Here is a 22,754-nt window from a genome sequence, read left to right as displayed (position 1 = left end):
CCCCACCACGCCCGCACCCCGCGCCCTCACACCCCCCCCCCCCCCCCTCCCCCCCCCCCCCCACCCACCCCCCCCCCCCCCCCCCCGGCCTGGACACCGAGGCGGAGGACCCCTGGCGGGTCGGGGTGTCGCTGGGCACCGCGGTCGGCGGCACCACGCGGCTGGAGCACGACTATGTCGCCGTCAGCGGTCACGGTGCCCGCTGGGACGTCGACCACCGGCCGGCCGGCCGCCACCTGGAGCGGGCGTTCTCCCCGAGTTCGCTCGCCTCCGCGGTGGCGGAACGGATCGGCGCCCACGGCCCGGTGCAGACCGTCTCGACGGGCTGCACCTCCGGCCTCGACGCCATCGGGTACGCCTTCCAGTCCATCGAGGAGGGCCGGGTCGATGTGTGTATCGCCGGTGCCTCGGACTCGCCGATCTCCCCGATCACCGTGGCCTGCTTCGACGCGATCAAGGCGACCTCCGCGAACAACGACGATCCCGCGCACGCCTCCCGCCCGTTCGACGCCCACCGCGACGGATTCGTGATGGGCGAGGGCGGCGCCGTGCTCGTCCTGGAGGAGCTGGAACACGCCCGCGCCCGCGGAGCGACCATCCATTGTGAGATACGTGGCTATGCCACCTTCGGCAACGCGTACCACATGACCGGCCTCACCCAGGAGGGCCTGGAGATGGCCGAGGCGATCAACCGCGCACTCGGCCACGCCAGGGTTGACGCCACCCAGGTGGACTACGTCAACGCGCACGGCTCGGGCACCCAGCAGAACGACCGGCACGAGACGGCCGCCGTCAAGCGGTCGTTGGGCGCCCACGCCCACAAGGTGCCGATGAGTTCCATCAAATCCATGGTGGGCCACTCGCTCGGCGCCATCGGCGCCATCGAGATCGTGGCCTGTGTGCTGGCACTCACCCACCAGGTGGTGCCGCCGACGGCCAACTACGAGACTCCGGACCCGGAGTGTGACCTCGACTATGTGCCCAAAACGGCCCGGGAGCTGCCGCTGCGTTCGGTGCTCTCGGTCGGCAGCGGCTTCGGTGGATTCCAGTCAGCGGTGGTACTGACCCGACAGGGTGGGAGGGCATCATGAGCTCCCCGGAAGAACGTCGTTCCGTCGTCACCGGCATCGGTGTCATCGCCCCCAACGGGGTGAGCACCGAGACCTTCTGGAAGGCGACGGTGGAGGGCATCAGCGTCCTCGACCGCGTCACCCGCGAGGGGTGTGAGCATCTGCCCCTCAAGGTCGCCGGTGAGGTCCGGGGCTTCGATCCGGCGGATCTGATCGAGGAGCGCTACCTCGTCCAGACCGACCGGTTCACCCACTTCGCCATGGCGGCGGCCAACCTCGCGCTGGACGACGCCCGGCTCGGCCGTGCCGACTACAACGACTCACCGTTCGCGGTGGGAGTCGTCACGGCCGCCGGTTCGGGCGGTGGCGAGTTCGGTCAGCGGGAGCTGCAACGGCTCTGGGGCCAGGGCTCCCGCCATGTCGGCCCGTACCAGTCCATCGCCTGGTTCTACGCGGCGAGCACCGGACAGATCTCCATCCGCGGCGGCTTCAAGGGGCCGTGCGGAGTCGTGGCCAGCGACGAGGCGGGCGGTCTGGACGCCCTGGCGCACGCCGCCCGCACCATCCGGCGCGGCACCGACGCCGTCGTCGTGGGCGCCGCCGAGGCACCGCTGGCCCCCTACTCGGTCGTCTGCCAGCTCGGCTACGACGATCTGAGCAAGCTCGACGATCCGGCCCGCGCCTACCGCCCGTTCACCAGCGGCGCGTGCGGATTCGTGCCCGCCGAGGGCGGCGCGATGCTGATCGTCGAGGAGGAGGCGGCGGCCGAGAGCCGCGGGGCGAGTGTCCGGGCCGTGCTGGCCGGACATGCCGCGACCTTCACCGGGGCCTCCCTGTGGGAGGAGTCCCGGGACGGGCTCGCCCATGCGATCCGCGGCGCGCTGGAGGACGCGCGGTGCGCCCCGGAGGAGATCGATGTGGTGTTCGCGGACGCGCTCGGCGTTCCTGCGGCCGACCGGGCCGAGGCGCTGGCGCTGGCGGACGCCCTGGGCCGGCACGCCTCGCAGGTCCCGGTGACCGCGCCCAAGACGGGCACCGGCCGGGCGTATTGCGGCGCCCCCGTCCTGGACACCGCGGCCGCGGTGCTCGCGATGGAGTACGGCGTCGTGCCGCCCACCCCCAACGTCGTCGACGTCTGCCACGACCTAGACGTGGTGACCGGCCGGGCCCGCCCGGCCGAGTTGCGGACGGCGCTGGTGCTGAGCCGGGGACTGATGGGCTCGAACGCGGCGATGGTGCTGCGGAAGGGCTCCGGGTCCCCCTCATGAGAAGGAGAACCTCAGATGACCGCTCAACTGACGCTCAATGAGCTGGCCGCGCTGATGAAGTCCGCGGCCGGCCTCACCGTCGACCCCAAGGAGCTGGCGAACCGGCAGGACGCGACCTTCGCGGACTTCGGCCTCGACTCGCTCGGTCTCCTCGGCATCGTGGGCGAGCTGGAGAACCGTCAGGGCCGGCCGATGCCGACCGACGCGGAGCGCTGCAAGACGCCGCGCGACTTCCTCGCCCTCGTGAACACCGCGAATGACACCGTACCTACGACAGGAGCATGACATGCCCGGCCACACCGAGAACGACATCACCATCGCGGCGCCCCTCGACCTCGTCTGGGACATCACCAACGACATCGAGAACTGGCCGCAGCTTTTCAGCGAGTACGCCTCGGTCGAGGTGCTGTCCAGGGAAGGCGACAAGACCACCTTCCGGCTGACGATGCACCCGGACGACAACGGCACGGTCTGGAGCTGGGTCTCCGAGCGGGTCGTCGACCGCCGCAACCGGTCGGTCCGCGCCCGCCGCGTCGAGACCGGTCCGTTCGCGCACATGGACATCCACTGGAAGTACGCCGAGATCCCGGGCGGTACCTCGATGCACTGGACCCAGGACTTCGCGATGAAGCCCGACGCCCCGGTCGACGACAAGGGCATGACCGAGATGATCAACCGCAACTCCCGGATCCAGATGGAGCTCATCCGGGACCGGATCGAGCAGCGGGACCGCGAGCTCCGGTCCGCCACCGTCAGCTGACGGCCCACCAGGCCGCGTGCGGACCGCCTCCCGGCGGCAACGAAGGGACCCCTGATGCATCACGCACTGATCGTCGCGCGCATGAAACCCGGTTCGGCTCCGGACATCGCCGAGGTCTTCAAGGCCTCCGACCGTACGGAACTGCCCCACCTGGTCGGCGTCTCGCGGCGGACCCTCTTCCAGTTCGGTGACGTGTATCTGCACCTCATCGAATCCGACCGGCCGCCCGGCCCGGAGATCGCCAAGGTGACGGAACACCCCGAATTCCGCGCCGTCAGCGACAAGCTGTCCGCCTTCGTCAGTGCTTATGACCCGGAGACCTGGCGAAGCCCCAAGGACGCGATGGCCCAGCAGTTCTACAGCTGGCAGCGCGACGGCAGCAGCTGACGCGCGCGCGGAGCCGAGGTGATCCCCCGGCTCTCGCGCATCCCCGGGCAGGGGCAAGGTCGCCCGGCGAGGAGCAGCCTCCTCACCGGGCGACCTGCCGTGCCCGGACCGGCTCATTCAGGGACGGTGCACTCGAAGGCGTGCAGATACGGATTGACGACCAGGATCTCGCCGACCTTCAGGCCGGCCTCGGCCATCCGGCTGACCAGGCTCGCCTTGGTGTGCTTGGCGCCACCGACATTGAGCAGCAGCAGCAGATCCATGGCGGTGGTGAACTTCATGGAGGGGCTGTCATCGACGAGATTCTCGATGATGACGACCCGGGCGCCGGGACGGGCGGCCCGGACGACGTTCCGCAGTGTTCTGCGGGTGCTCTCGTCGTCCCACTCCAGGATGTTCTTGATGATGTAGACATCGGCCTGGACCGGGATGTCGTCGCGGCAGTCGCCGGGCACGATGCGTACCCGTGCGGCCAGCGCGCCGCCGTCCCCCAGCCGCGGGTCCGGGTTCGCCACGACCTTGGGCAGATCGAGCAGCGTGCCCTGGAGCGTGGGGTGCTTCTCCAGCAGGCTGGCGAGGACATGGCCCTGGCCACCGCCGATGTCCGCCACCGAGGACGCCCCGGTCAGATCGAGCAGCCCCGCGATGTCCTGCGCCGACTGCTTGCTGGACGTGGTCATCGCCCGGTTGAAGACCTCGGCGGACTCCCGTGCGTCCTCGTGCAGGTAGTCGAAGAACCCCTTGCCGTACAGGTCGTCGAAGACGCTGCGGCCGGAGCGCACCGCGTCGTCCAGCCGCGGCCAGGCCTCCCAGGTCCACGGCTCCGTGCACCACAGGGAGATGTAGCGCAGGCTGTTCGGGGTGTCCTCCCGCAGCAGCCGGGACATCTCGGTGTGGACGTACTTCCCGTCGTCGGTCTCGGCGAAGATCCCGTAGCAGGCCAGCGTGCGCAGCAGCCGGTCCAGCGGCCGCGGCTCGGCCTGCACCGCGGCGGCCAGCTCCTCCGCGGTGGTGGGCTGCTCGCCGAGGGCATCGGCGACGCCGAGGCGCGCCGCCGCCCGTACGGCCGCCGCACAAGCGGCCCCGAAGATCAGCTCCCGGAGCCGCATCGCGGGTGGGGGAGTGGGACTTACGGTGGTCATTGCGCCTCTATTCAGTCGTTGCCGACGGGTTCAGCCCGTCCCGGTGCAGCCGGTGGCACAGCCCGGCCGGCTCCGAGGTCCGGCAGACGTTGCGGAAGAACCGGTTCCCCTTGCCGGGGAGGTCCCGGTTGGCCAGGTCCACCGGCTTGTTGTGCAGCACGATGTTGTGGCTGATGACGTTGTGGTGGGTGAGCACCTTCACGAAGCTGTGGAAGAGCACGACACCACCGGAGAGCGGGGACTTGCCGTGGTGGTCCCGGATCACGTTGCGCCGCACCAGGACGTGCTCGGCGCCGGTGAGCACGACACCGGAGCCCTGGATGTCCGGCAGCCGGCTGTTGCCGCGGCAGAACTTGTTGTTCTTGTAGATGGAGTTGTTCCGTACCGTCAGCGCCCCGGCCTGGGGACGGGACTCGTCACCGACGACGAACACCCCACCGCAGTTCCTGGTGATGGTGTTGTAGCCGACCGTCAGGTTCCTGACCCGCCGGATCGTGACGCCGATCCGGTTCCCCGCGAGGTAGTTGTCGCTGACCACGGCGCCCCGGAGGTTGGCGCCGCCGGCCTCTTCCCTGGCCTTGTTCGCGAGGAAGATGCCCGCGTCGCCGTTGTCGATGGCGGAGTTGTCGCGGAACACGCCCCGGATGGACTTGTCCTGCGCGATGCCCCACACGCCGTTCTTCCGCGCGGTCACGTGGATCACCGAGAGACGGTCGGTCCCGGAGGCCCAGATCCCGTTCTTCTTGAAGCCCCTGACGGTCAGCGAGCGGATCGTGACGTCCCGCAGCGGCCTGCCCTCTCCGATGACGCAGATGCCGTTGCCGTCCTTCCCGCAGGCGTTCGCGGCCCGCCTGCCCGACGGAGCGATCACCGTCTTGCGGCCCGCGCCGACCAGGCGCAGCCGTGACTTGTTGATCAGCACGCTCTCGCGGTAGACGCCGGGCCGGATGACGATGGTGTCGCCCGGCCGCGCCTTGTTCACCGCGCGCTGGATCGATTCGCCTGCGTGGACGACGTGGCGTCCCTGCGCGTCGCACGGTGACGCGGCACCGATGCCGCCGATCATCACCGCGGCGACGCAGCCCATGTATTTCATCTGTCGTAGCACCATGAGGCGAAGCTATGGGTGATCACTCCGGCTCGCCACACGTAGTGAGCCGAACGTCACGGTGCGTGCGGCCGCCAGCGTTCGACACGCCGTCAGCTCCATTGCCCGGCCCGCCACCGGGCCCGCCATCAGGGCCGGTCAGCGGGCTTGTCCGGGTCCCTGTCGGGGGTGCCGGGAGCGTCCGGGTGCGAGGGGCGATCGGTCGGCCCGGAATCAGCTGACCGGGTATCGGACGGGGTGCCGGACGGCGTATCCGATGGTCCGTCGGATCCGGTGTCGGGCCGGGCGTCCGACGGGTCGTCAGCCGGCCCGTCCGGCCACGCCTCGGTCAGGAAGGCCGCGAGGCTGGTCGGCAGAAACCACGGACGGGCGCGGAAAACGGTCACGGAAGACCAACGCGCCAAGCCCGGCCGACGACACCGGCCCGGGCGCAGCGAGCCCCCTTGATCACCCCAACGGCCGCGGGAAAGCGGGCCGCCAGGGTGGCGCCCCCCCTCAACGGCCCTGGTGGATCGCCGCCTCGATGCCGTCCAGGATGACGGTGAGTCCGGTGTCGAAGGTGCTCCTCGCCTCGCGTTCCAGATAGGGGACCGAGTCGCCCGGATCCGGGGCGGCGCCCTCGGTCTCCAGCCGGACCAGCAGCGGAAAGCGCTCCGCGAAGTCGGGGACCATCTCGGTCAGCATGCCGGAACGGGCCTGCCACCACTCCTCGTCGGACACCCCCGTCGAGGCCGCGGCCTGCCGCGACTCGGTCACGGTCTGCGCGGCGCCGCGGATGAAGTGGAACAGCGCCCCGACCACCCGCCGCAGCACCGCCGAGCTCAGCTCGGTCGCGTACAGCAGGCGGAGCAGCGTCTCCAGGGCGCGGTATTCGTTGGGGCCGAGCACCGGACGTGCCTGGGAGACCTGGAGCACCCAGGGGTGGCGGAGGTAGAACTCCCAGGTGTCCTCGGCCCAGGAGGTCACCGCGGCGCGCCAGCCCGGCGTGAGGTCGTAGTCGGTGGGCAGCTCGGCCAGCACCTGGTCGTACATCAGGTCCACCAGCTCGCTCTTGCCGGGGACGTAGGTGTAGAGCGCCATCGCGGTACGCCCCAGCCGCTCGCCGACCGCGCGCATGGACAGCGCCGCCATGCCGTCGGCGTCCGCCACCGCCACCCCGGCGTCGACGATCGCCGCCACGCTCAGCGCCGGCTTGGGCCCCGGCCACCGCCGCGTCCGCGCTCCGGCGGGGCCTTCCGCACGCCACAGCAGCGCCATCGAACGACGGGCGTCACCCTGGCCCGCGAAAACCACCACTTGCGACTCCTTATGGCATAAAGTAACGTCCCCGAACCGAACTCTTTACGGCGTAAAGATACCAGAGGGGTGGCAGCGCACATGGGGGACCGGCAGACCCGCCGACGGCCGGGCAACGGGGAAACATCCGCCGCGGACAGTCATGACCTGATCCAGGTCCGCGGCGCCAGGGAGAACAATCTCGCCGATATCTCGCTCGACATTCCCAAGCGCCGGCTCACCGTCTTCACCGGTGTTTCCGGCTCGGGGAAGTCCTCCCTGGTTTTCGGCACCATCGCCGCCGAATCGCAGCGGCTCATCAACGAGACCTATACGGCCTTCATCCAGTCCTTCATGCCGAGCCAGGGCCGGCCCGATGTCGACGCGCTGCGCAACCTGAGCGCGGCGATCGTCGTGGACCAGGAGCGGCTGGGCGCCAACTCCCGCTCCACGGTCGGCACCGCGACCGACGCACAGACCATGCTGCGGATCATCTTCAGCCGCCTCGGCACCCCGCACGCCGGTACCTCCACGGCCTTCAGCTTCAACAGCGCCGAGGGCATGTGCCAGGAGTGCGAGGGGCTCGGCCGGGTCTCGGCGATCGATACCGGCGAGCTGCTGGACACCGAACTCTCCCTCAACGAGGGGGCGATCACCGCTCCCGGCTTCACCGTCGGCTCGTGGTACTGGCAGACCCTCGCCCACTCCGGATTCTTCGATCCGGACGTCAAGCTCAAGGACTTCACCCCCGCCCAGTGGGATGACTTCCTGCACAAGCCCGCCACCAAGATCAAGGTGGGCACCTCCACCGTCAACTACGAAGGTCTGCTGGTGCGGGTACAGCGCACCTACCTGGCCAAGGACCGTGCCGCCATGCAGCCGCACATCCGGGCCTTCGTCGACCGGGCGGTGACCTTCACCGCCTGCGGTGCCTGCGGCGGAGCCCGCCTCAACCCCGCCGCGCTCGGCTCCCGGATCGCCGGCCGCAATATCGCCGAATGCGCCGCCCTCCAGATCAGCGACCTGGTCACCTTCGTCCGGGGCATCGACGACCCCGCCGTGGCCCCGCTGGTCGCCACCCTCTGCCACACCCTCGACTCGCTCGTCGAGATCGGCCTGGGCTATCTGAGCCTGGACCGGGAGTCCGCCACGCTCTCCGGCGGCGAGGCCCAGCGGGTGAAGATGGTCCGTCACCTCGGCTCCAGCCTGACCGATGTCACCTATGTCTTCGACGAGCCGACCGTGGGCCTGCACCCGCATGACATCCAGCGGATGAACGATCTGCTGCTGCGGCTGCGCGACAAGGGCAACACGGTCCTGGTCGTCGAGCACAAGCCCGAGACGATCGCGATCGCCGACCATGTCGTCGACCTCGGCCCGGGGGCCGGATCCGCCGGGGGAGAGATCTGCTTCACCGGCGACGTCGCCGCGCTCCGCGCCTCCGGCACCCTGACCGGGCGTCACCTCGACCACCGCGCCGGGCTGCGCGAGCGGGTCCGGCAGCCCGTGGGGGAGCTGTCCATCAGCGGCGCGAACACCCACAACCTCAAGGATGTCAGTGTCGGTATCCCGCTCGGGGTGCTCACCGTCGTCACCGGCGTCGCGGGCTCGGGCAAGAGTTCCCTGATCCATGGGGCACTGCCCGGACGGGACGGCGTGATCGTCGCCGACCAGTCGCCGATCCGGGGTTCCCGGCGGTCCAACCCGGCCACCTACACGGGGCTGCTCGGCCCGATCCGTACGGCGTTCGCCAAGGCCAATGGCGTCAAGGCCGCCCTGTTCAGCGCGAACTCCGAAGGGGCGTGCCCCACCTGCAAGGGCATCGGCCTGGTCTACACCGACCTCGCGATGATGGCGGGGGTGGCCTCGGTGTGCGAGGAGTGCGAGGGCAAGCGCTTCACCCCGAAGGTCCTCACCTACACCCTGCACGGCAAGAACATCAGCGAGGTCCTCGCCATGTCGGTGGCCGAGGCCCGGGAGTTCTTCCCCACCGGGCAGGCCCGCACCGTCCTCGACCGCCTCGCCGAGGTGGGGCTGGGCTATCTCGGCCTGGGCCAGCCGCTCACCACCCTCTCCGGCGGCGAACGCCAGCGCCTCAAGCTCGCCCTCCACATGGCGGAGCGGGGCGCCGTCTACGTCCTCGACGAGCCGACCACCGGGCTCCACCTCGCCGATGTGGACCAGCTGCTGGGCCTGCTGGACCGGCTGGTCGACGACGGCAACACCGTCATCGTCATCGAGCACCACCAAGCCGTGATGGCGCACGCCGACTGGATCGTCGACCTCGGCCCCGGCGCCGGCCAGGACGGCGGGCGGGTGGTCTTCACCGGCACCCCCGCCGATCTCGTCGCCACCGGCGACTCACTGACGGCCCGCCATCTGCGGAGCTACGTCACGACGCACACCGCATAAGCCACCGCCCGCACCCCTGCTGCCCCTTGGAGGACCCGATGACAGCCGTGCCCGTCGCGCTCATAGAGGTCACCGACGTCCGGCGGATCACCCCGCACATGGTCCGGGTCACCTTCGCCGGTGACGGCCTCGACGACTTCCCGACCTGGCCCGACCAGCAGCTCAAGCTGCTCTTCCCCAAGCCGGGCCGGCGCGCGCCCCGGCTGCCCGACGCCGCCGCGGACGGCGACGCGATGAGCTGGTACCAGGCGTTCCTCGCCCTCCCCGAAGACGAACGGCCGTGGATGCGCAGTTATACGGTGCGCGCCCACGACCCCGTCCGGCACCGGATCACCGTGGACTTCGTGCTGCACGGCACGCCGGCCACGGCCGGCCCGGCGACCCGGTGGGCGGCCTCCGCCGCCGTGGGCGACCTCGTCGCCCGGTACGGCCCGGCCGCCGAGTACGCCAAGCCGCTGCCGCTCGACCGGGCCGACTGGCTGCTGCTGGCCGGCGATGCGACCGCCCTGCCGGCCATCGGCTCCCTCGTCGAGGCGCTGCCGGCCGGCACCCGCGCGCTGGCCTGCGTCGAGGTGGCCGGCCCGGCCGACGAGCAGCCCTTCACGACCCGGGCGGAGCTCACCGTGCGGTGGGTGCACACGTACGGCCGCCACGACGCCCTCCCGGCCGCCGTACGTGCCCTCACCTTCCCGCCCGGGCAGGTCTTCGCCTGGCTGGCCGGGGAGGCGGGCGCGGTCCGTGCGCTCCGGCGTCATCTGGTCGGCGAGCGCGGTATCGACAAGGGCCGGATCGACTTCAGCGGCTACTGGCGCCGTACGCTCACCCAGGACGACGCCCCGACCGAGGAGGACCTCGCCGAGGCCCGGGAGCGCCTCGCGGCCGCCCGGCTCCCGCAGGGCTGAGGCGGGGTCAGCCCGCCCGCTCCGCCGCGCTGCGTTCCACACAGAACTCATTGCCCTCGATATCGGCCAGCGTCACCCAGCCGGTCCCGTCCGTGCGCCGGTGGTCGGCCACCAGGGTCGCGCCGAGCGCCAGCAGCCGCTCGACCTCCTCGTCCCGGCCCCGGTCCTGCGGCTGGAGATCCAGGTGCACCCGGTTCTTCCCGGCCTTGGCCTCGGGCACCGTGACGAACAGCAGCGCACTGCCCGCGGCCGTGACCGTGGCCTCCGGATCACCCGGCAGATCGTCCTCGGCCAGCGAGCCGTCCAGCACCTCGGCCCAGAAACTCGCCAGTCGGTAGGCGTCGGTGCAGTCGATGGTGAGGTGACGTACCAGTGAAGTCATGGGCGTCACTATGTGGTTGGGGGGCGCGGCTGTCCACCGGTATGGCCGCGGGCGGGGCACCGGATGCGCCGGCACCCGCGGCAGGTACGGGTCCGACGTCGACGCACCTCGGGTCGGCCGGTCCGACAACTGCGCGTGGCTGTTGCCGAGTTCGTGCGGAAAGGGGCGGGCCGGGTGGTGGTGAGCGGGCGGACGGGGCGGACCCCGGGCCGCCGCCCCCGTACCGCGCCCGCCCCCATTTTGTCGGCGACACCCATTCAAGTCGCCCGCCCCGGTCGTCTACAGTTGCAGAATTCCGCAATTCAACAGATGACGCGATGGCCGTGCGGCCTGAACGCGGAGGACATGCGTGGGCGGTTTCGCCGAATCGGCAGGGGAACGGGTGTGTGCGGTGTGGTCCGCGGCCGGTCCCGGGAGCGGGGCGCGGACATGAACGGTGCGTGGCTTCCGGTCTGTCAGGCCAAGGCCGATTTCTTCCGGATGCTGGGCCATCCGGTCCGTATCCGGGTGCTGGAACTGCTCCAGAGCGGACCGATGCCGGTGAGCGGTCTGCTCGCCGCGATCGGGGTGGAGCCGTCCGCGCTCTCCCAGCAGCTGGCGGTGCTGCGCCGCTCGGGCCTGGTGACGGCCACCCGCAGCGGTTCCACCGTCGTCTACGAGCTGGCCGGCGGCGAGGTCACCGAGCTGCTGGGGGTCGCCCGCCGGGCGCTCACCGAGGTGCTCGCCGGGCAGCATGCCCTGCTCACCGAACTCCGGCAGGCCGAGCCCGGCGCCCGGCCGGCGGCCGCCGGGGTGCCGGCACCCGGCGCGGTGGGGGCGGTCTCGTGATCCGCCCGCCGCGCTCCATGAACAGCGTCCGGACGGCCACGGTCCGTATGAGCCCCACCGGAACGGGGTGATCGCGGATGTCCGGCGCACCACGGCGTAAAGGGCCGCCGCCCTGGCGGGCGGTCCGCTCCCGCACCTGCATACCCACACCCTCCGGCCCGGGCACCGTACGGCCCTGCCGGGGGCGCCCGCCCGGACGCGGGACGGTCCGTACGGCACGCGGACACGGCGGTGTCTGCCCGGAGGGCGCGGCCCGCCCGCACACCTCGGCGCGCTGTGGCGTCCGGCGGCCCCGGGCGACCGCGATCCGCCCGGGAACCCAGCTGGCGCGGCTGCCCGGCGCGGTCCTGTTCACCCACCGGGCTCCCCGGCGCAGCCTGTGGCGACGGGTGCTCCTCTACTTCGTCGTCAGCCATCTGCTGCTGGTCTTCCTGGCGCTCGTCATCTATCTGGGCCGGCACGCCGGGACATAGCGGGCAGGACGGCCTCGGCCCGGTCCCGGCCACCCATCGCGGTCGGGCCGCCCGCGAGCGCCCGGACCCGCCACAGCCAGCCGACATCACGCCCGAAGGACCACACGAGCAGCGCCAGCGCCGCGCTCACCGCGAGGGCCGCCGCGGGGTGCGGCAGCACCCCGGCACCGGCCACGACCAGCACGATGCCCTGAAGCGCCGCCACGGTCTTGCGGGCCATGCTGTGCGGCAGCGCGCCACTCAGCCAGGGCCAGACCCAGGACGCCGCGACGAAGACGTACCGCATCAGGCCGATAGCCAGCACCCACGGGCCCAGAGGCACCACGAGATACACACAGAGCACCAGGATGAGGAAGGCATCGACCTCCATGTCGAAGCGCGCTCCCAGCGGCGTCACGGTGCCGGTGCGCCGGGCCACCTGTCCGTCCACCGCGTCCAGGACCAGCGCCACGGCGGCCAGCGCGACCAGCACCGCGACCGGCGTCCGCCGCTCGAAGGAGTCCGCGACCAGCGCCGTCACCCCGCCGACCAGGATGGTGCGGGCCAGCGTGACGCGGTTGGCCATGCCGAACGACGCCATACCGAACGACCGGGGCCACGACCGGCGCAGCGCGACGGTGAGCACCACCCAGGTGGCCACGGCGAACACGCAGCCCGTCAGCCACCCCAGGGTGCTCAGACCGACCACCCGGCGGAGCGCTTCCAGCATGAGCAGCTGCACTCCCGTGCCCGCCGTAATGTCCGGTCCGAACGGCCTTGTGTCGTAACGCTCTTGTACGGCCACCATGCCTCCCGGATGTGTGGCGGAGTCGAGAGGTGCCGCGTATGGTGACGGCGTTCTCATGATCCCCAGCATCGACGAATCATCGCCGGAGCGTCCAGGAGGATTCACGATGCCGCGCGTTGCTTGTGCGTTTTGGATAACCGCTCCAGGCCAGGGTGAAATCCGGGAGATACCCCTCCGGGACCCGGATGCCGACGAGGTTCTGGTGCGCACGCTCTGCTCCGGAGTGAGCCGTGGAACGGAGACCCTGGTCTTCCGAGGCGGCGTCCCCGTGAGCCAGCATTCCGTGATGCGGGCGCCCTTCCAGGAAGGCGATTTCCCCGCGCCCCTCAAATACGGCTACCTCAATGTCGGTGTCGTCGAGGAAGGGCCGTCCGCCCTGCTGGGCCGTACGGTCTTCTGCCTCTACCCGCACCAGACGCACTATGTCGTCCCGGCGAGCGCGGTCACTCCGGTACCCGACTCGGTGCCCGCCCCGCGGGCCGTACTGGCGGGCACGGTGGAGACCGCGGTGAATGCCCTGTGGGACGCCGCGCCGCTGGTCGGCGACCGGATCGCGGTGATCGGTGCGGGCATGGTGGGCTGCGGTGTCGCCGCGGTCCTCGCCCGCTACCCCGCGGTCCGGGTGCAGCTGGTGGACGCCGACCCCGCACGGGCGGCGACCGCCAAGGCGCTGGGCGTGGACTTCGCCCTGCCGCAGGACGCCCTGGGCGACTGCGACCTCGTCGTCCACGCCAGCGCCACCGAGGAGGGGCTGGCGCGCTCGCTCGAACTGCTCGCTCCGGAAGGCACCGTCATCGAGCTGAGCTGGTACGGAGACCGGCAGGTCAGCCTGCCGCTGGGGGAGGCCTTCCACTCCCGCCGGCTGGTCGTCCGCAGCAGTCAGGTCGGCGCGGTCTCCCCGGCCCGCCGCGCCCGCCGTACCTTCGCTGACCGGCTCGCGCTCGCCCTGGACCTGCTCGCCGAGCCCGCCTTCGACGCGCTGATCACCGGCGAGTCCGCCTTCGAGGAGCTGCCGGAGGTCCTGCCCCGGCTCGTCTCCGGCGATCTGCCGGCGCTGTGCCACCGCATCCGCTACGCGCCGGCGGACGGCTGACCGCCCCGCGAAACCGCCCTGAATTCGTCCCCGGCGACCCCGCCACTGAGACCGACATCACACCGGAGGAACGGCCTTGTTCAGCATCACCGTCCGCGATCACCTGATGGTCGCCCACAGCTTCCGTGGCGCGGTCTTCGGCCCCGCGCAGCGTCTGCACGGCGCGACCTTCATCGTGGACGCGACCTTCCGCCGGGCGGAGCTCGACGCCGACAACATCGTCGTCGACATCGGCCTGGCCACCCAGGAACTCGGCGGTGTGATCGCGGAGCTGAACTACCGCAACCTCGACGACGAGCCCGCCTTCGCCGGTATCAACACCTCGACGGAGGCCCTGGCCAAGGTCATCGCCGACCGGCTCGCCGACCGCATCGAGGCGGGCAACCTCGGCGAGGGCGCCCGCGAGCTGGCCGGGATATCGGTCACCTTGCACGAGTCACACATCGCCTGGGCGACGTACGAGCGCACTCTGTGACCCGCACCGGCGCCACCCCGGCGGAGCGGGTGGTGCACTTCGTCCTGCCCGGTGACATCGACGACCCGGCAGCACCCAGCGGCGGCAACACCTACGACCGCCGGGTGTGCCGCGATCTCCCGGCCGAGGGCTGGCAGGTACGCCCGTACGCGCTGCCCGGCAGCTGGCCGCGGCCGGACGCCACCGCCCGCGCGGAGCTGACGCGGCGGCTGGCGGCGCTGCCGGACGGCGCCGTGGTCCTCCTCGACGGCCTGGTCGCCTGCGGCGTCCCCGACATCCTCGCCCCCGAGGCGGAACGGCTGCGCCTCGTCGTCCTGGTGCATCTCCCGCTGGGCGACGAGACCGGCCTCGACCCCGCCCTGGCCGCGGAGCTGGACGCCCGCGAACACCGCACCCTGCACGCCGTGGCGGCCGTCGTGGCCACCAGCGACTGGGCCGCCCAGCGGCTCGTCACCCACCACGGACTGGCGCCCGAGCGGGTCCACGCGGTCCGGCCCGGCGCCGACCCGGCGCCCCTCGCACCCGGCACCGACGGCGCCACCGGGCTGCTGTGCGTCGCCGCGGTCACCCCGCGCAAGGGACAGCACCGCCTGATCGACGCGCTGGCGGCGGTCAAGGATCTGCCGTGGAGCTGCGCCTGCGTCGGCGGGCTCGGCCGCGACCCCGGATATGTCGCCCAACTCCGCGGCGCGGTCGCCGGGTTCGGCCTCGACGACCGGATCACCTTCACCGGGCCCCGCGCGGGCGCGGACCTGGAGGCGAGCTATGCCGCCGCCGACCTATTGGTGCTCACCTCGTACGCGGAGACCTACGGCATGGTCGTCACCGAGGCGCTGGCCCGCGGGATCCCGGTGCTCGCGACGGCGGTGGACGGCGTACCCGAAGCGGTCGGGCAGGCCCCCGACGGCAGGGTGCCCGGCCTGCTCGTACCGCCCGGCCGGCCGGCGGCGCTCGCCGAGGCGCTGCGCGGCTGGCTCGGCGATCCACAACTGCGTGACGGGGTCAGAAGTTCGGCGCGCGCCCGGCGTGCCATGCTGGAGAGGTGGGAGATGACGTCGCACAGTCTGGCCGGAGTGCTGGAACGGGTTCGGCACAAGCCCCGGAGCACGCGATGAGCGCGCCCGAGAGACCCCGATTCGCCCCGCGGTGGCTGGAGTTGCGGGATAGGGCCGACGCCGCGGCCCGGGCCCCCGAGCTGCTGCGCCCGCTGCTGGCGTGGCTCGAAGCACAGCCCGCCGCCGAGGGCCCGCCCGGCGGCCCCCGCGGTCTGGTGATCCGTGATCTCGGCTGTGGCATCGGCTCGATGGGGCGCTGGCTCGGCGTCCGGCTGCCCGGCCCGCAGCAGTGGGTCCTGCACGACCTGGACCCCGCGCTGCTCGCCCTCGCCGGGGCGCGGATGCCGGTAACGGCCGCCGACGGCACACCCGTTACCGCCACCACCGCGCGCGGTGACCTGGCCGCCCTCACCGCCGACGACCTCGCCGGCACCTCGCTGGTCACCGCCTCCGCACTGCTGGATCTGCTCACCCACGACGAGGTGGAAGACCTCGCCGAGGCGTGTATGGGCGCGGGCAGTCCGGCGCTGCTGGCGCTCTCCGTCGCCGGACGGGTCGAGCTGACCCCGGCCGATCCGTTCGACGCGGAGATCGCCGACGCCTTCAACGACCATCAGCGCCGCACGGACCAGGGCCGCGCACTGCTCGGTCCGGACGCGATCGCGGCGGCGGTCGCGGCCTTCGAACGGCGCGGGGCGACGGTGCTGGTGCAGTCCAGCCCGTGGCGGCTGGGCTGTGCGGAATCCGCGCTGACCGCCGAATGGCTGCGCGGCTGGGTCGGTGCCGCGCACGCCCAGCGGCCGGAGCTGGCGCCCGAGGCCGTCGCCTACCTCCGGCGCCGGCTGGAGGAGTGCGCGGCGGGGGAGCTGACCGTCGCGGTGCACCACACCGATCTGCTGGCGCTGCCCCGGCAGCGGTCCGGGAGCGCGGGATGACGCGGTCCCGCTGGGCGGCATGGCTCAGGATGCTCGCGGGACTGGGCATCCTGGTGGCGCTGGTGTGGCATCTGGGTTCGCAGGCGTTCCTGGACGGGCTGCGCCGGATCGACGCCGCCACCCTGCTGGCCGCGCTCGCCATCGGCGTGCTGACCACGGTGTTCAGTGCCTGGCGCTGGTGTCTGGTGGCCCGCGGTCTCGGCCTGCGGCTGCCGCTCGGCCGGGCCGTCGCCGACTACTACCGGGCGCTGTTCCTCAACGCGGCGCTGCCCGGTGGCGTGCTGGGCGATGTGCACCGCGCCGTGGACCACGGCCGCACCTCCGGCAACCTCGGCCGGGGCGTCCGCGCGGTGGCCCTGGAACGGACCGCAGGCCAGGTCGTGTTGCTCGTCACCGGGGCGGCGGTACTGCTCGTCCGGCCGTCGCCGGTCCTGGCGCCGGTCGTCCGTTTCCTCGCCTCACCCGCCGTGGCACTGGCCGTCGCCGTGATGGGCCTGCTGGTGGTGGCGGTCGCCGTCCGGCTGCGCCGCCGCCGGGGCGCCTCCCGGGGTGAACGCGCCCTGCGCACCGTAGTGGCCGAAGCCCGCCAGGGCCTGCTGGCCCGCGGCGTCTGGCCCGGGGTCGCGCTCTCGTCCGTGGCGGTCCTGGCGGGCTACCTCGGGATGTTCGTCCTGGCCGCCCGGGTCGCGGGCGTCACCGCACCGACCGCCGAGCTGGTGCCGCTGGTGGTGCTGGCGCTGCTCGCGATGGCGCTGCCGTTGAACGTGGGCGGCTGGGGCCCCCGGGAAGGCGTCGCCGCCTGGGCCTTCGGCGCCGCCGGACTGGGCGCGACGCAGGGACTCACCACCGCGGTGATCTACGGCGTACTCGCCTTCGTGGCAAGCCTCCCCGGGGCCGCGGTGCTGCTGGGACCCGCCCTGCGCCGCGCCGCGCCGCTCCCCGCGGAGCAGCCGGCGGCGTCCGCGACTGGGCCCCGCCCGGCGGACGGGCACCCCCGTACCGGGAGTACGGGGGTGGTCCGGCAGCGCGGTGCGGAGGTCCCGTCGGCGGTGGGCGGGGGAGCGCGGTACCAGGCGCGGACGCACGGCGAGCGGAGAGCGACGCCCTGATCCGCCGGTCCGCCCTGACCGGCTGGTCCACCGGCCCGCCCGAAGGCTCACCGGCCGCCTGACCGGCTGGTCGACCCGCCCGCCCGAGGACTCACCGGCCGCCTGACCGGCTAGTCCACCGGCCCGCCCGCAGGCTCACCGGCCGACCGCAGGGCGAACTCGAAGAGGGTGTCCTCGCCGAGCAGCGCGCGCCGCAGTGGCGGGCGCGGCGCCTCCCGCATCACCGGCGTCCCGGGAAAACGGAGGCCGGGGATGCCGTCGCCGAGCAGCACCGGGGCCACGGTGACATAGAGCCGGTGCAGCGCCCCTTCGTGCAGGAACCGCGACACGGTGACCCCGCCGCCCTCGATCAGCACCCGGCCCAGCCCGCGCCGCGCCAGCGCCGCGAGCAGCCGCTCCGGGGCGAACGCGGCCGCATCCGGCAGCACCAGGACGTCGGCTCCGGCACCGGGGTCCGCGGGGGTGGCATCCGGTCCCACCACCCACAGCGTCGGCGCCGCGCCGTCCGTGAACACCCCGCTGCTCCTCGGCACCCGGCCCCGCGGATCGAGCACCACCCGTACCGGGTTGTCGCCCGCACAGGCGCGTACGGTCAGCCGCGGATCGTCCGCCACGGCGGTGCCGGCCCCGACGAGCACCGCATCGGACAGGGCGCGCAGCCGGTGCAGATGGCAGCGGTCCTCCGCGCCCGTGACGAAGTCGGCATCGCCGGTACGGGTCGCGATGAACCCGTCCAGGCTCTGCCCGAGCTGGGCGAACGAGACCTCCGGGCCGGCCAGGCAGAGCGGCAGATAGCGGCCGGCGAGCTCCGCCGCCTCGGGTGTGGCGGGCCGCCCCCAGCGCAGTCCGCCGGCTCCGTCCGGCACCATCCCGGCGGCCCGCGCCTGGTCCGTCGTACGGATACGCCGCAGCAGGTCCCAGGCGGCCGACGCGTCGAGCGGCTCAGGCATCGGCTGCCGCCCGGTCGGCGAACAGCGCGAGATATTCACCGAATGCCTCGGTGAGTCCGGCCAGCAATTCCCGTCCCTTCCCGGCGGATGCCAGTGACGGCCGCCCGATGACACCGGATTCGGTGTAGGCCGACATGCCGAGCGTCAGCAGGTGCTTCCGGTCATCGGCGACGCAATCCGCCGATTCATAGCCTTCCTTGACCAATTCGGGATGGGCATACAGCAGAATGGACGTCTCGGCCTCTCCCGCATGCATATCGGTGTGCGACGGTGTCGCCACCCCCGCCCGGGTGCGCGCCGCGTCCCAGTCGGCCGAGCCGGGGAACAGCGCCATCCGCACCCCGCGCCCGGCGGATTCCTGAACGACATTGCGCAGGACGTAATTTCCGCCGTGCCCGTTGATGAGAATCAGGGTGCCGATACCGGACCGGTGCAGCGAATCGGCGATGTCCGTGACGACCGCGTGCAGGGTGCGGGCGGAAATGCTCACGGTCCCCGGCCAGTCGGCGTGCTCGTGCGAACAGGACACCGTCAGCGGCGGCAGCACCTGGACGGGCCGGCCGGCGGCCACCTCCCGGGCGATGGTGCAGGCGATGACGGTGTCGGTGGTCAACGGCAGGAAGGCGCCGTGCTGTTCGAAGCTGCCGATGGGCAGCACGGCCATCGTCGGCCGCCGTGCCCGTACGTCCTCCGTGGTGTCCGCCGGCAGCGGGCCGGTGGCCGAAGTCGGGTGTCCCGAAGCGCTCATGGGATGCTGCGGCCTTTCGTCGCCGACTCGCGGAGTCGTGGTTGTCCCGGCATCGTTTGTCACGGCGTCGCAGCATACTTGTTGTCATGGTGAGTGAGTTCTGCCGATCATTTACCCGCGCGGGTACGATCGCCGCCATGATGGACCCCGAGTACTCCGCCGGCCCCGACCTCCGTGTCGCAATCGATGATGCCCTCGGCCAAAGGCCGGGCGTGGAACAGGTGGTGACGGTCAGGCTGCCCACGACCTACGGTGAATTTCTCGCCGTGGGCTATCTGGACCGCCGCAGCGGTATCGAGCAAGTGGCCCTGGTCCATGGCGATGTCGTGGGGGAGTCGGTGCTGACCCGGGTGCATTCGGAATGCCTGACCGGTGATGCCTTCGCGTCCACCCACTGTGAATGCGGCGACCAATTGTCCGAGGCGCTGCGCGCGATCGTGGCGGAAGGCCGCGGCATTCTGGTCTATCTCCAGGGTCATGAGGGCCGCGGTATCGGGCTGCTGGGCAAGCTCCGCGCGATGAAGCTCCAGGAAGGCGGGCTGGACACCGTCGAGGCGAATATCGCGCTCGGGCTGCCGGTCGATGCCCGTGACTACGGCGCCGCGGCGGAGATCCTCCAGGACCTCGGCGTCCGGTCCGTGCGGCTGCTGTCGAACAATCCGCGCAAGCGCGAGGCCCTGCTGCGGCACGGAATCCCCGTCGAAGAGCAGGTCCCGCTGCTGATGCCGCCCCGTGCGGAGAACATCCGCTACCTCCGCGCCAAACGGGAGCGCCTCGACCACGATCTGCCGCATCTGGACAGCGTCCCCGGCCTGTAGGCCCGCGCGGCCGGCCGGCGCACACTCTGCCCACTACGCGGTCCCACTACGCGTCGAGGGAGGGCTCGCGACGCGAAGTCGCGGACCCTCCCTCGGTGGTTGCGGCCGGCCGGCTCAGGAGACGGCGGCTGCCGCCTCGGCCGCGGGGGCCTCCTGACGGGCCGGTACGACGCGCTCCGCGAGGTGGCCGAAGAGCAGCCCGAAGGCGGTCCACAGCACCAGTTGGATGGCGAGCGCCGACAGCCGGAACTGCCAGAGCAGCGTGCCGGGGAAGCCCTCGGGCACATTGTCGTAGGCCGGCAGGAACGCATAGGCGAGGCCGATGGCGACCACGAACGCGGCACCGGCCGCGACCGTGGCGTTCCAGTTGCCCAGCTTCGGAGCCAGCCGCCGGCCGAGGAGCGTGGCGGCGACGGCCAGCAGGATGCCGAGCAGCATCATCAGGAAGAACAGGGCGGTACGGGTGCCGATCGTGTCGGGGTCACCGACGGCGGGCGGGTTGGCCGGGTACTTCAGGAACGGTACGAGGTACACGGCCACCAGCGCGGCGCCGGAGAGCAGCGCCGCCGTGGTGCGGGCACCGAACCGGCCGATCCGCCCCAGAGCGAAGCAGAAGACCAGTGCGGCGATCCCGCCTAGTGCCACGCCGTAGATCAGCACACCGGTCGCCAGCCCCGCCGTGGACTGCACACCGCGGCTGACGACCTCCATCCCGTGTTCGTGGCTGTGTGCGTCCTCGAACGCGATGGCGGCGTCCACCTTCGGTTCGCCCAGCAGGTAGGCGACGACGAGGGCCAGGACACCGGCGGCCAGACCGGCGAGCATCCCGCGCACCAGAAGGGTTCTGATGGTGACGGAGTTCATGGGTGCGGGGTCCGATCAGTGGCAGGGGAAGCCGAGAAGGTGGCGCCCGTCGTGGACCCACTCGTGGACCTCCGTGCCCGAGAGCAGCGAAGTGGCACCCTGCTCGGCGCCGATGAAGTACAGCAGAACCAGCATCACGACGCCGAAGAACAGCGCCCACGGAGCGATGGCCTTGAGGGGGATCGGAGCCGGGGTGACGGCGCCGGTGGCCGGGGGTGCGATGGTCTGAGCCATGGCAGGACCTCCTGTGCGGGGGAACTCGCGTCCCTGTTCGTTGGAGTGCGTAACGACATGCCGGGTCTGGCTCGCCCGGTCCCGGCCCTGGGGGGCTGGTAAATAACCGGACATACAGTGGCGCGACCGCGCCGGGATCCCACCGGCTTCCGTCATGTCGTCGTCAATATCATCGGGAAGGTACCGCGAACTGACCCCCCGGCCAAGGCCACGGAGGGGGCGGAGAGGCGCAGGACAGGGCGCGCCGCCCGGGCAACTCCCTTGAGTGGGCGAGGGGTTACCGCCCCGACGTGGAGCGAGAGAAGAGGACATGACAACTCGGGTGATGTTGGTCTCACCGGCCGCCGGCGAGGCGCAGCGCGAGGCGCGTTTCGATGACGACGGCCCGCTGAGCGAGGCCGGGCTGCGCCGTGTCCGGGCCGCCGCCGGAGCGCTGCCGCCCGTCGACCGGACCTTTGCCTCCCCCTCCGTCCGGTGCCGCCGCACGGCCGAGGAGCTCGGGCTGTCGGCACTGCCCTCGGGGGAGCTGGCCGGCTGTGCGATGGGCGGCTGGCGTGGGCGGACCCTGGCCGAGGTGGCCGACGCCGAGCCGGTCGCGGTGTCGGCCTGGCTCTCGGACCCGGACTTCACCGGGCACGGCGGGGAGTCGCTGCGGCAGCTGTGCGACCGGATCGAGGGCTGGCTGGCGCGGATGGCCCTGGACGCGGGCCGGGTGCTGGCCGTCGTCGAGCCGGATGTGGTGCGTGCCGCGGCGGTGTGTGCCCTGCGGGCCGCCCCGGACGCGTTCTGGCGGCTGGATGTGCCGCCGCTGACCGTGACCGAGCTGAGCGGTCGCGGCGGGCGCTGGAATCTGGGGCTGGGTCGGGAGCTGGGCCGCAGGTGAGGGCGCTACGAGGGTAGAGCTTTAAAATTCACCTGGTCCGCCATCTACACATAAAGGCGACATAAGCGCAGAATAAAGATGCGTGGTTCGGTGCCACGTGGAACGGCCAGGCTTGCGAACGAAGGAGGCGAGTCGCATGGCCGACGTCTCACACCCCAGGGGAGATCTCGCAGGTCACCCCGACGCTTCTGAGATGCAGGCACGGTATGAGCGAGTGCTCGGCGGGCGGGATGTCGTACTCGTCGACGGCCCGGTGCTCCTGGTCGGCCTGTATTGCGCCGTCTCACCGTGGATTGTTCACTTCGCCGCCGCGCAGCCGGCGCTGATGGTGCACAACCTCATCCTCGGTCTGGCGATCGCGCTGATGGCGATCGGGTTCACCGTGGCCCCTGGCCGGATGTACGGCCTGAGCGGCGCGATGTGCGCGATCGGCGTGTGGATGATCATCTCGCCGTGGATCGTCGGCAGCTCTCCGGACGCCGGCGTGATCTGGAACAACATCGTCGTCGGTGCCCTGACATTCCTGCTCGGTGCCATGTGTGTCGCCGCGGCGTCGAAGAGCCGCCGTGCCACCTGACCGCGCCCCCACGGGGGCGTGAAAAAGCCGCCGGCCGCTTGCCTCCCATGGGGGCAAGTGCCCGGCGGCTCACTTATCGGTGCGTGGGTGCGGCATACGGCGTGCCGGCCGGTCCGGCGCCCCGGGCCCTAGGAGTTGTCTTCAAATGTCACGCCCACATCAGAAGCGATGCGAGGGTGACGGCGGCTTGGTAGGACTCGGCGGTCTTGTCGTAGCGGG

General features: G+C 71.8%; 25 protein-coding genes and 1 pseudogene. 17 read left to right on the top strand and 9 right to left on the bottom strand.

The annotated features are described in order from the left end of the window. Nucleotides 1-86: 86 nt before the first annotated feature. The 5 genes and pseudogenes from ACZ4XD_RS35505 to ACZ4XD_RS35485 all read left to right on the top strand — a co-directional run. Nucleotides 87-1,091, top strand: a pseudogene (locus ACZ4XD_RS35505) (beta-ketoacyl-[acyl-carrier-protein] synthase family protein); the annotation flags it as partial. Continuing rightward, entirely contained in the window at nucleotides 1,088-2,338 is a 1,251-nt protein-coding gene (locus ACZ4XD_RS35500) for a ketosynthase chain-length factor (RefSeq protein WP_398824810.1), read from the top strand. The pseudogene ACZ4XD_RS35505 and the gene ACZ4XD_RS35500, both read left to right, overlap by 4 nt. A 15-nt stretch (nucleotides 2,339-2,353) precedes the next feature. Beyond that, nucleotides 2,354-2,623: an acyl carrier protein gene (locus ACZ4XD_RS35495; protein WP_042152343.1), complete on the top strand. Its 270-nt coding sequence runs from the start codon at nucleotides 2,354-2,356 to the stop codon at nucleotides 2,621-2,623. 1 nt (nucleotide 2,624) lies between these two features. Then, nucleotides 2,625-3,098, top strand: a complete 474-nt coding sequence (locus ACZ4XD_RS35490) for an SRPBCC family protein (RefSeq protein ID WP_468049375.1) — start codon at nucleotides 2,625-2,627, stop codon at nucleotides 3,096-3,098. Between the two features lie 54 nt (nucleotides 3,099-3,152). After that, nucleotides 3,153-3,485: a TcmI family type II polyketide cyclase gene (locus ACZ4XD_RS35485; protein ID WP_190841640.1), complete on the top strand. Its 333-nt coding sequence runs from the start codon at nucleotides 3,153-3,155 to the stop codon at nucleotides 3,483-3,485. 113 nt (nucleotides 3,486-3,598) lie between these two features. Here the strand turns inward: ACZ4XD_RS35485 and ACZ4XD_RS35480 are convergent, their stop codons facing one another. From ACZ4XD_RS35480 to ACZ4XD_RS35470, 3 genes are all read right to left on the bottom strand, one after another. Continuing rightward, entirely contained in the window at nucleotides 3,599-4,627 is a 1,029-nt protein-coding gene (locus ACZ4XD_RS35480) for a methyltransferase (RefSeq protein ID WP_468049372.1), read from the bottom strand. 7 nt (nucleotides 4,628-4,634) lie between these two features. Beyond that, the gene (locus ACZ4XD_RS35475; protein WP_468049370.1) at nucleotides 4,635-5,738 is read right to left on the bottom strand and encodes a right-handed parallel beta-helix repeat-containing protein; all 1,104 of its coding nucleotides are present in this window, start codon (nucleotides 5,736-5,738) and stop codon (nucleotides 4,635-4,637) included. A 492-nt stretch (nucleotides 5,739-6,230) separates the two neighbouring features. Then, on the bottom strand, nucleotides 6,231-7,031 hold the full coding sequence (locus tag ACZ4XD_RS35470; RefSeq protein ID WP_468049366.1) for a TetR/AcrR family transcriptional regulator: 801 nt from the start codon (nucleotides 7,029-7,031) through the stop codon (nucleotides 6,231-6,233). An 81-nt stretch (nucleotides 7,032-7,112) separates the two neighbouring features. Here ACZ4XD_RS35470 and ACZ4XD_RS35465 point away from each other — a divergent pair, with 81 nt between their 5' ends. Together ACZ4XD_RS35465 and ACZ4XD_RS35460 are read left to right on the top strand one after the other, a co-directional pair. Beyond that, on the top strand, nucleotides 7,113-9,422 hold the full coding sequence (locus tag ACZ4XD_RS35465; protein WP_468049383.1) for an ATP-binding cassette domain-containing protein: 2,310 nt from the start codon (nucleotides 7,113-7,115) through the stop codon (nucleotides 9,420-9,422). A 38-nt stretch (nucleotides 9,423-9,460) separates the two neighbouring features. Next, nucleotides 9,461-10,324, top strand: a complete 864-nt coding sequence (locus tag ACZ4XD_RS35460; protein ID WP_468049362.1) for a siderophore-interacting protein — start codon at nucleotides 9,461-9,463, stop codon at nucleotides 10,322-10,324. A gap of 7 nt (nucleotides 10,325-10,331) precedes the next feature. Here the strand turns inward: ACZ4XD_RS35460 and ACZ4XD_RS35455 are convergent, their stop codons facing one another. Continuing rightward, on the bottom strand, nucleotides 10,332-10,706 hold the full coding sequence (locus ACZ4XD_RS35455; protein ID WP_468049358.1) for a VOC family protein: 375 nt from the start codon (nucleotides 10,704-10,706) through the stop codon (nucleotides 10,332-10,334). 429 nt (nucleotides 10,707-11,135) lie between these two features. Between ACZ4XD_RS35455 and ACZ4XD_RS35450 the strand changes: the two genes are divergently transcribed. Together ACZ4XD_RS35450 and ACZ4XD_RS35445 are read left to right on the top strand one after the other, a co-directional pair. Next, on the top strand, nucleotides 11,136-11,534 hold the full coding sequence (locus ACZ4XD_RS35450; protein ID WP_468049354.1) for an ArsR/SmtB family transcription factor: 399 nt from the start codon (nucleotides 11,136-11,138) through the stop codon (nucleotides 11,532-11,534). A 77-nt stretch (nucleotides 11,535-11,611) separates the two neighbouring features. Then, nucleotides 11,612-12,007, top strand: coding sequence for a DUF6126 family protein (locus ACZ4XD_RS35445; protein WP_468049350.1), 396 nt, complete (start codon nucleotides 11,612-11,614; stop codon nucleotides 12,005-12,007). Here ACZ4XD_RS35445 and ACZ4XD_RS35440 read toward each other — a convergent pair. Beyond that, nucleotides 11,976-12,791, bottom strand: coding sequence for a CDP-alcohol phosphatidyltransferase family protein (locus tag ACZ4XD_RS35440; protein ID WP_468049380.1), 816 nt, complete (start codon nucleotides 12,789-12,791; stop codon nucleotides 11,976-11,978). The two genes, ACZ4XD_RS35445 and ACZ4XD_RS35440, sit on opposite strands and share 32 nt — an antisense overlap. A gap of 109 nt (nucleotides 12,792-12,900) precedes the next feature. On the opposite strand from ACZ4XD_RS35440, the gene ACZ4XD_RS35435 reads away from it, so the two are divergent. The 5 genes from ACZ4XD_RS35435 to ACZ4XD_RS35415 all read left to right on the top strand — a co-directional run bounded on the left by ACZ4XD_RS35435 (nucleotide 12,901) and on the right by ACZ4XD_RS35415 (nucleotide 17,461). Next, the gene (locus ACZ4XD_RS35435; RefSeq protein ID WP_468049347.1) at nucleotides 12,901-13,887 is read left to right on the top strand and encodes a zinc-dependent alcohol dehydrogenase; all 987 of its coding nucleotides are present in this window, start codon (nucleotides 12,901-12,903) and stop codon (nucleotides 13,885-13,887) included. Between the two features lie 76 nt (nucleotides 13,888-13,963). Then, nucleotides 13,964-14,362, top strand: a complete 399-nt coding sequence (locus ACZ4XD_RS35430; RefSeq protein ID WP_127149515.1) for a 6-pyruvoyl trahydropterin synthase family protein — start codon at nucleotides 13,964-13,966, stop codon at nucleotides 14,360-14,362. Then, nucleotides 14,359-15,477 (top strand): glycosyltransferase family 4 protein, encoded by a 1,119-nt coding sequence (locus ACZ4XD_RS35425; protein WP_468049342.1) that lies wholly within the window; start codon nucleotides 14,359-14,361, stop codon nucleotides 15,475-15,477. Before ACZ4XD_RS35430 ends, ACZ4XD_RS35425 begins: the two co-directional genes overlap by 4 nt. Continuing rightward, nucleotides 15,474-16,352 carry a class I SAM-dependent methyltransferase gene (locus ACZ4XD_RS35420; RefSeq protein WP_468049338.1) on the top strand — a complete coding sequence of 293 codons (879 nt, stop codon included), beginning with the start codon at nucleotides 15,474-15,476 and terminating at the stop codon, nucleotides 16,350-16,352. The genes ACZ4XD_RS35425 and ACZ4XD_RS35420 overlap by 4 nt, the downstream gene beginning before the upstream one ends. Next, entirely contained in the window at nucleotides 16,349-17,461 is a 1,113-nt protein-coding gene (locus ACZ4XD_RS35415; RefSeq protein ID WP_468049334.1) for a lysylphosphatidylglycerol synthase transmembrane domain-containing protein, read from the top strand. Before ACZ4XD_RS35420 ends, ACZ4XD_RS35415 begins: the two co-directional genes overlap by 4 nt. Before the next feature lie 110 nt (nucleotides 17,462-17,571). On the opposite strand, the gene ACZ4XD_RS35410 is transcribed toward ACZ4XD_RS35415, so the two are convergent. Both ACZ4XD_RS35410 and ACZ4XD_RS35405 read right to left on the bottom strand, forming a co-directional pair. After that, a complete protein-coding gene (locus tag ACZ4XD_RS35410) occupies nucleotides 17,572-18,411 on the bottom strand; it encodes a RibD family protein (protein WP_468049330.1) in 840 nt (279 codons plus the stop codon). Beyond that, on the bottom strand, nucleotides 18,404-19,159 hold the full coding sequence (locus ACZ4XD_RS35405; protein WP_468049326.1) for a creatininase family protein: 756 nt from the start codon (nucleotides 19,157-19,159) through the stop codon (nucleotides 18,404-18,406). Before ACZ4XD_RS35405 ends, ACZ4XD_RS35410 begins: the two co-directional genes overlap by 8 nt. A 140-nt stretch (nucleotides 19,160-19,299) precedes the next feature. Between ACZ4XD_RS35405 and ribA the strand changes: the two genes are divergently transcribed. Beyond that, on the top strand, nucleotides 19,300-19,977 hold the full coding sequence (gene ribA, locus ACZ4XD_RS35400) for a GTP cyclohydrolase II (RefSeq protein WP_468049378.1): 678 nt from the start codon (nucleotides 19,300-19,302) through the stop codon (nucleotides 19,975-19,977). 114 nt (nucleotides 19,978-20,091) lie between these two features. On the opposite strand, the gene ACZ4XD_RS35395 is transcribed toward ribA, so the two are convergent. Together ACZ4XD_RS35395 and ACZ4XD_RS35390 are read right to left on the bottom strand one after the other, a co-directional pair. Continuing rightward, a complete protein-coding gene (locus tag ACZ4XD_RS35395; RefSeq protein WP_468049322.1) occupies nucleotides 20,092-20,841 on the bottom strand; it encodes a CbtA family protein in 750 nt (249 codons plus the stop codon). A 15-nt stretch (nucleotides 20,842-20,856) separates the two neighbouring features. Next, entirely contained in the window at nucleotides 20,857-21,075 is a 219-nt protein-coding gene (locus ACZ4XD_RS35390; RefSeq protein ID WP_468049318.1) for a CbtB domain-containing protein, read from the bottom strand. 310 nt (nucleotides 21,076-21,385) lie between these two features. Between ACZ4XD_RS35390 and ACZ4XD_RS35385 the strand changes: the two genes are divergently transcribed. Beyond that, nucleotides 21,386-21,958, top strand: a complete 573-nt coding sequence (locus ACZ4XD_RS35385) for a histidine phosphatase family protein (RefSeq protein ID WP_468049314.1) — start codon at nucleotides 21,386-21,388, stop codon at nucleotides 21,956-21,958. A gap of 136 nt (nucleotides 21,959-22,094) precedes the next feature. Beyond that, nucleotides 22,095-22,535, top strand: coding sequence for an SPW repeat protein (locus ACZ4XD_RS35380; RefSeq protein WP_468049309.1), 441 nt, complete (start codon nucleotides 22,095-22,097; stop codon nucleotides 22,533-22,535). Nucleotides 22,536-22,754: the final 219 nt, after the last annotated feature.

The organism is Streptomyces sp. NPDC029466 (assembly GCF_055574515.1).
The sequence above is the reverse complement of the archived record's forward strand: the minus strand, read 5'-3'. Positions and strand labels throughout refer to the sequence as shown.

Coding starts and splice junctions, on each gene's coding strand:
- ACZ4XD_RS35445 (WP_468049350.1), top strand. CDS start 11,612: ATGTCCGGCGCACCACGGCGTAAAGGGCCGCCGCCCTGGCGGGCGGTC.
- ACZ4XD_RS35405 (WP_468049326.1), bottom strand. CDS start 19,159: ATGAGCGCTTCGGGACACCCGACTTCGGCCACCGGCCCGCTGCCGGCG.
- ACZ4XD_RS35475 (WP_468049370.1), bottom strand. CDS start 5,738: ATGGTGCTACGACAGATGAAATACATGGGCTGCGTCGCCGCGGTGATG.
- ACZ4XD_RS35420 (WP_468049338.1), top strand. CDS start 15,474: ATGAGCGCGCCCGAGAGACCCCGATTCGCCCCGCGGTGGCTGGAGTTG.
- ACZ4XD_RS35385 (WP_468049314.1), top strand. CDS start 21,386: ATGACAACTCGGGTGATGTTGGTCTCACCGGCCGCCGGCGAGGCGCAG.
- ribA (WP_468049378.1), top strand. CDS start 19,300: ATGGACCCCGAGTACTCCGCCGGCCCCGACCTCCGTGTCGCAATCGAT.
- ACZ4XD_RS35495 (WP_042152343.1), top strand. CDS start 2,354: ATGACCGCTCAACTGACGCTCAATGAGCTGGCCGCGCTGATGAAGTCC.
- ACZ4XD_RS35500 (WP_398824810.1), top strand. CDS start 1,088: ATGAGCTCCCCGGAAGAACGTCGTTCCGTCGTCACCGGCATCGGTGTC.
- ACZ4XD_RS35410 (WP_468049330.1), bottom strand. CDS start 18,411: ATGCCTGAGCCGCTCGACGCGTCGGCCGCCTGGGACCTGCTGCGGCGT.
- ACZ4XD_RS35465 (WP_468049383.1), top strand. CDS start 7,113: ATGGGGGACCGGCAGACCCGCCGACGGCCGGGCAACGGGGAAACATCC.
- ACZ4XD_RS35485 (WP_190841640.1), top strand. CDS start 3,153: ATGCATCACGCACTGATCGTCGCGCGCATGAAACCCGGTTCGGCTCCG.
- ACZ4XD_RS35435 (WP_468049347.1), top strand. CDS start 12,901: ATGCCGCGCGTTGCTTGTGCGTTTTGGATAACCGCTCCAGGCCAGGGT.
- ACZ4XD_RS35490 (WP_468049375.1), top strand. CDS start 2,625: ATGCCCGGCCACACCGAGAACGACATCACCATCGCGGCGCCCCTCGAC.
- ACZ4XD_RS35480 (WP_468049372.1), bottom strand. CDS start 4,627: ATGACCACCGTAAGTCCCACTCCCCCACCCGCGATGCGGCTCCGGGAG.
- ACZ4XD_RS35390 (WP_468049318.1), bottom strand. CDS start 21,075: ATGGCTCAGACCATCGCACCCCCGGCCACCGGCGCCGTCACCCCGGCT.
- ACZ4XD_RS35455 (WP_468049358.1), bottom strand. CDS start 10,706: ATGACTTCACTGGTACGTCACCTCACCATCGACTGCACCGACGCCTAC.
- ACZ4XD_RS35415 (WP_468049334.1), top strand. CDS start 16,349: ATGACGCGGTCCCGCTGGGCGGCATGGCTCAGGATGCTCGCGGGACTG.
- ACZ4XD_RS35460 (WP_468049362.1), top strand. CDS start 9,461: ATGACAGCCGTGCCCGTCGCGCTCATAGAGGTCACCGACGTCCGGCGG.
- ACZ4XD_RS35450 (WP_468049354.1), top strand. CDS start 11,136: ATGAACGGTGCGTGGCTTCCGGTCTGTCAGGCCAAGGCCGATTTCTTC.
- ACZ4XD_RS35380 (WP_468049309.1), top strand. CDS start 22,095: ATGGCCGACGTCTCACACCCCAGGGGAGATCTCGCAGGTCACCCCGAC.
- ACZ4XD_RS35395 (WP_468049322.1), bottom strand. CDS start 20,841: ATGAACTCCGTCACCATCAGAACCCTTCTGGTGCGCGGGATGCTCGCC.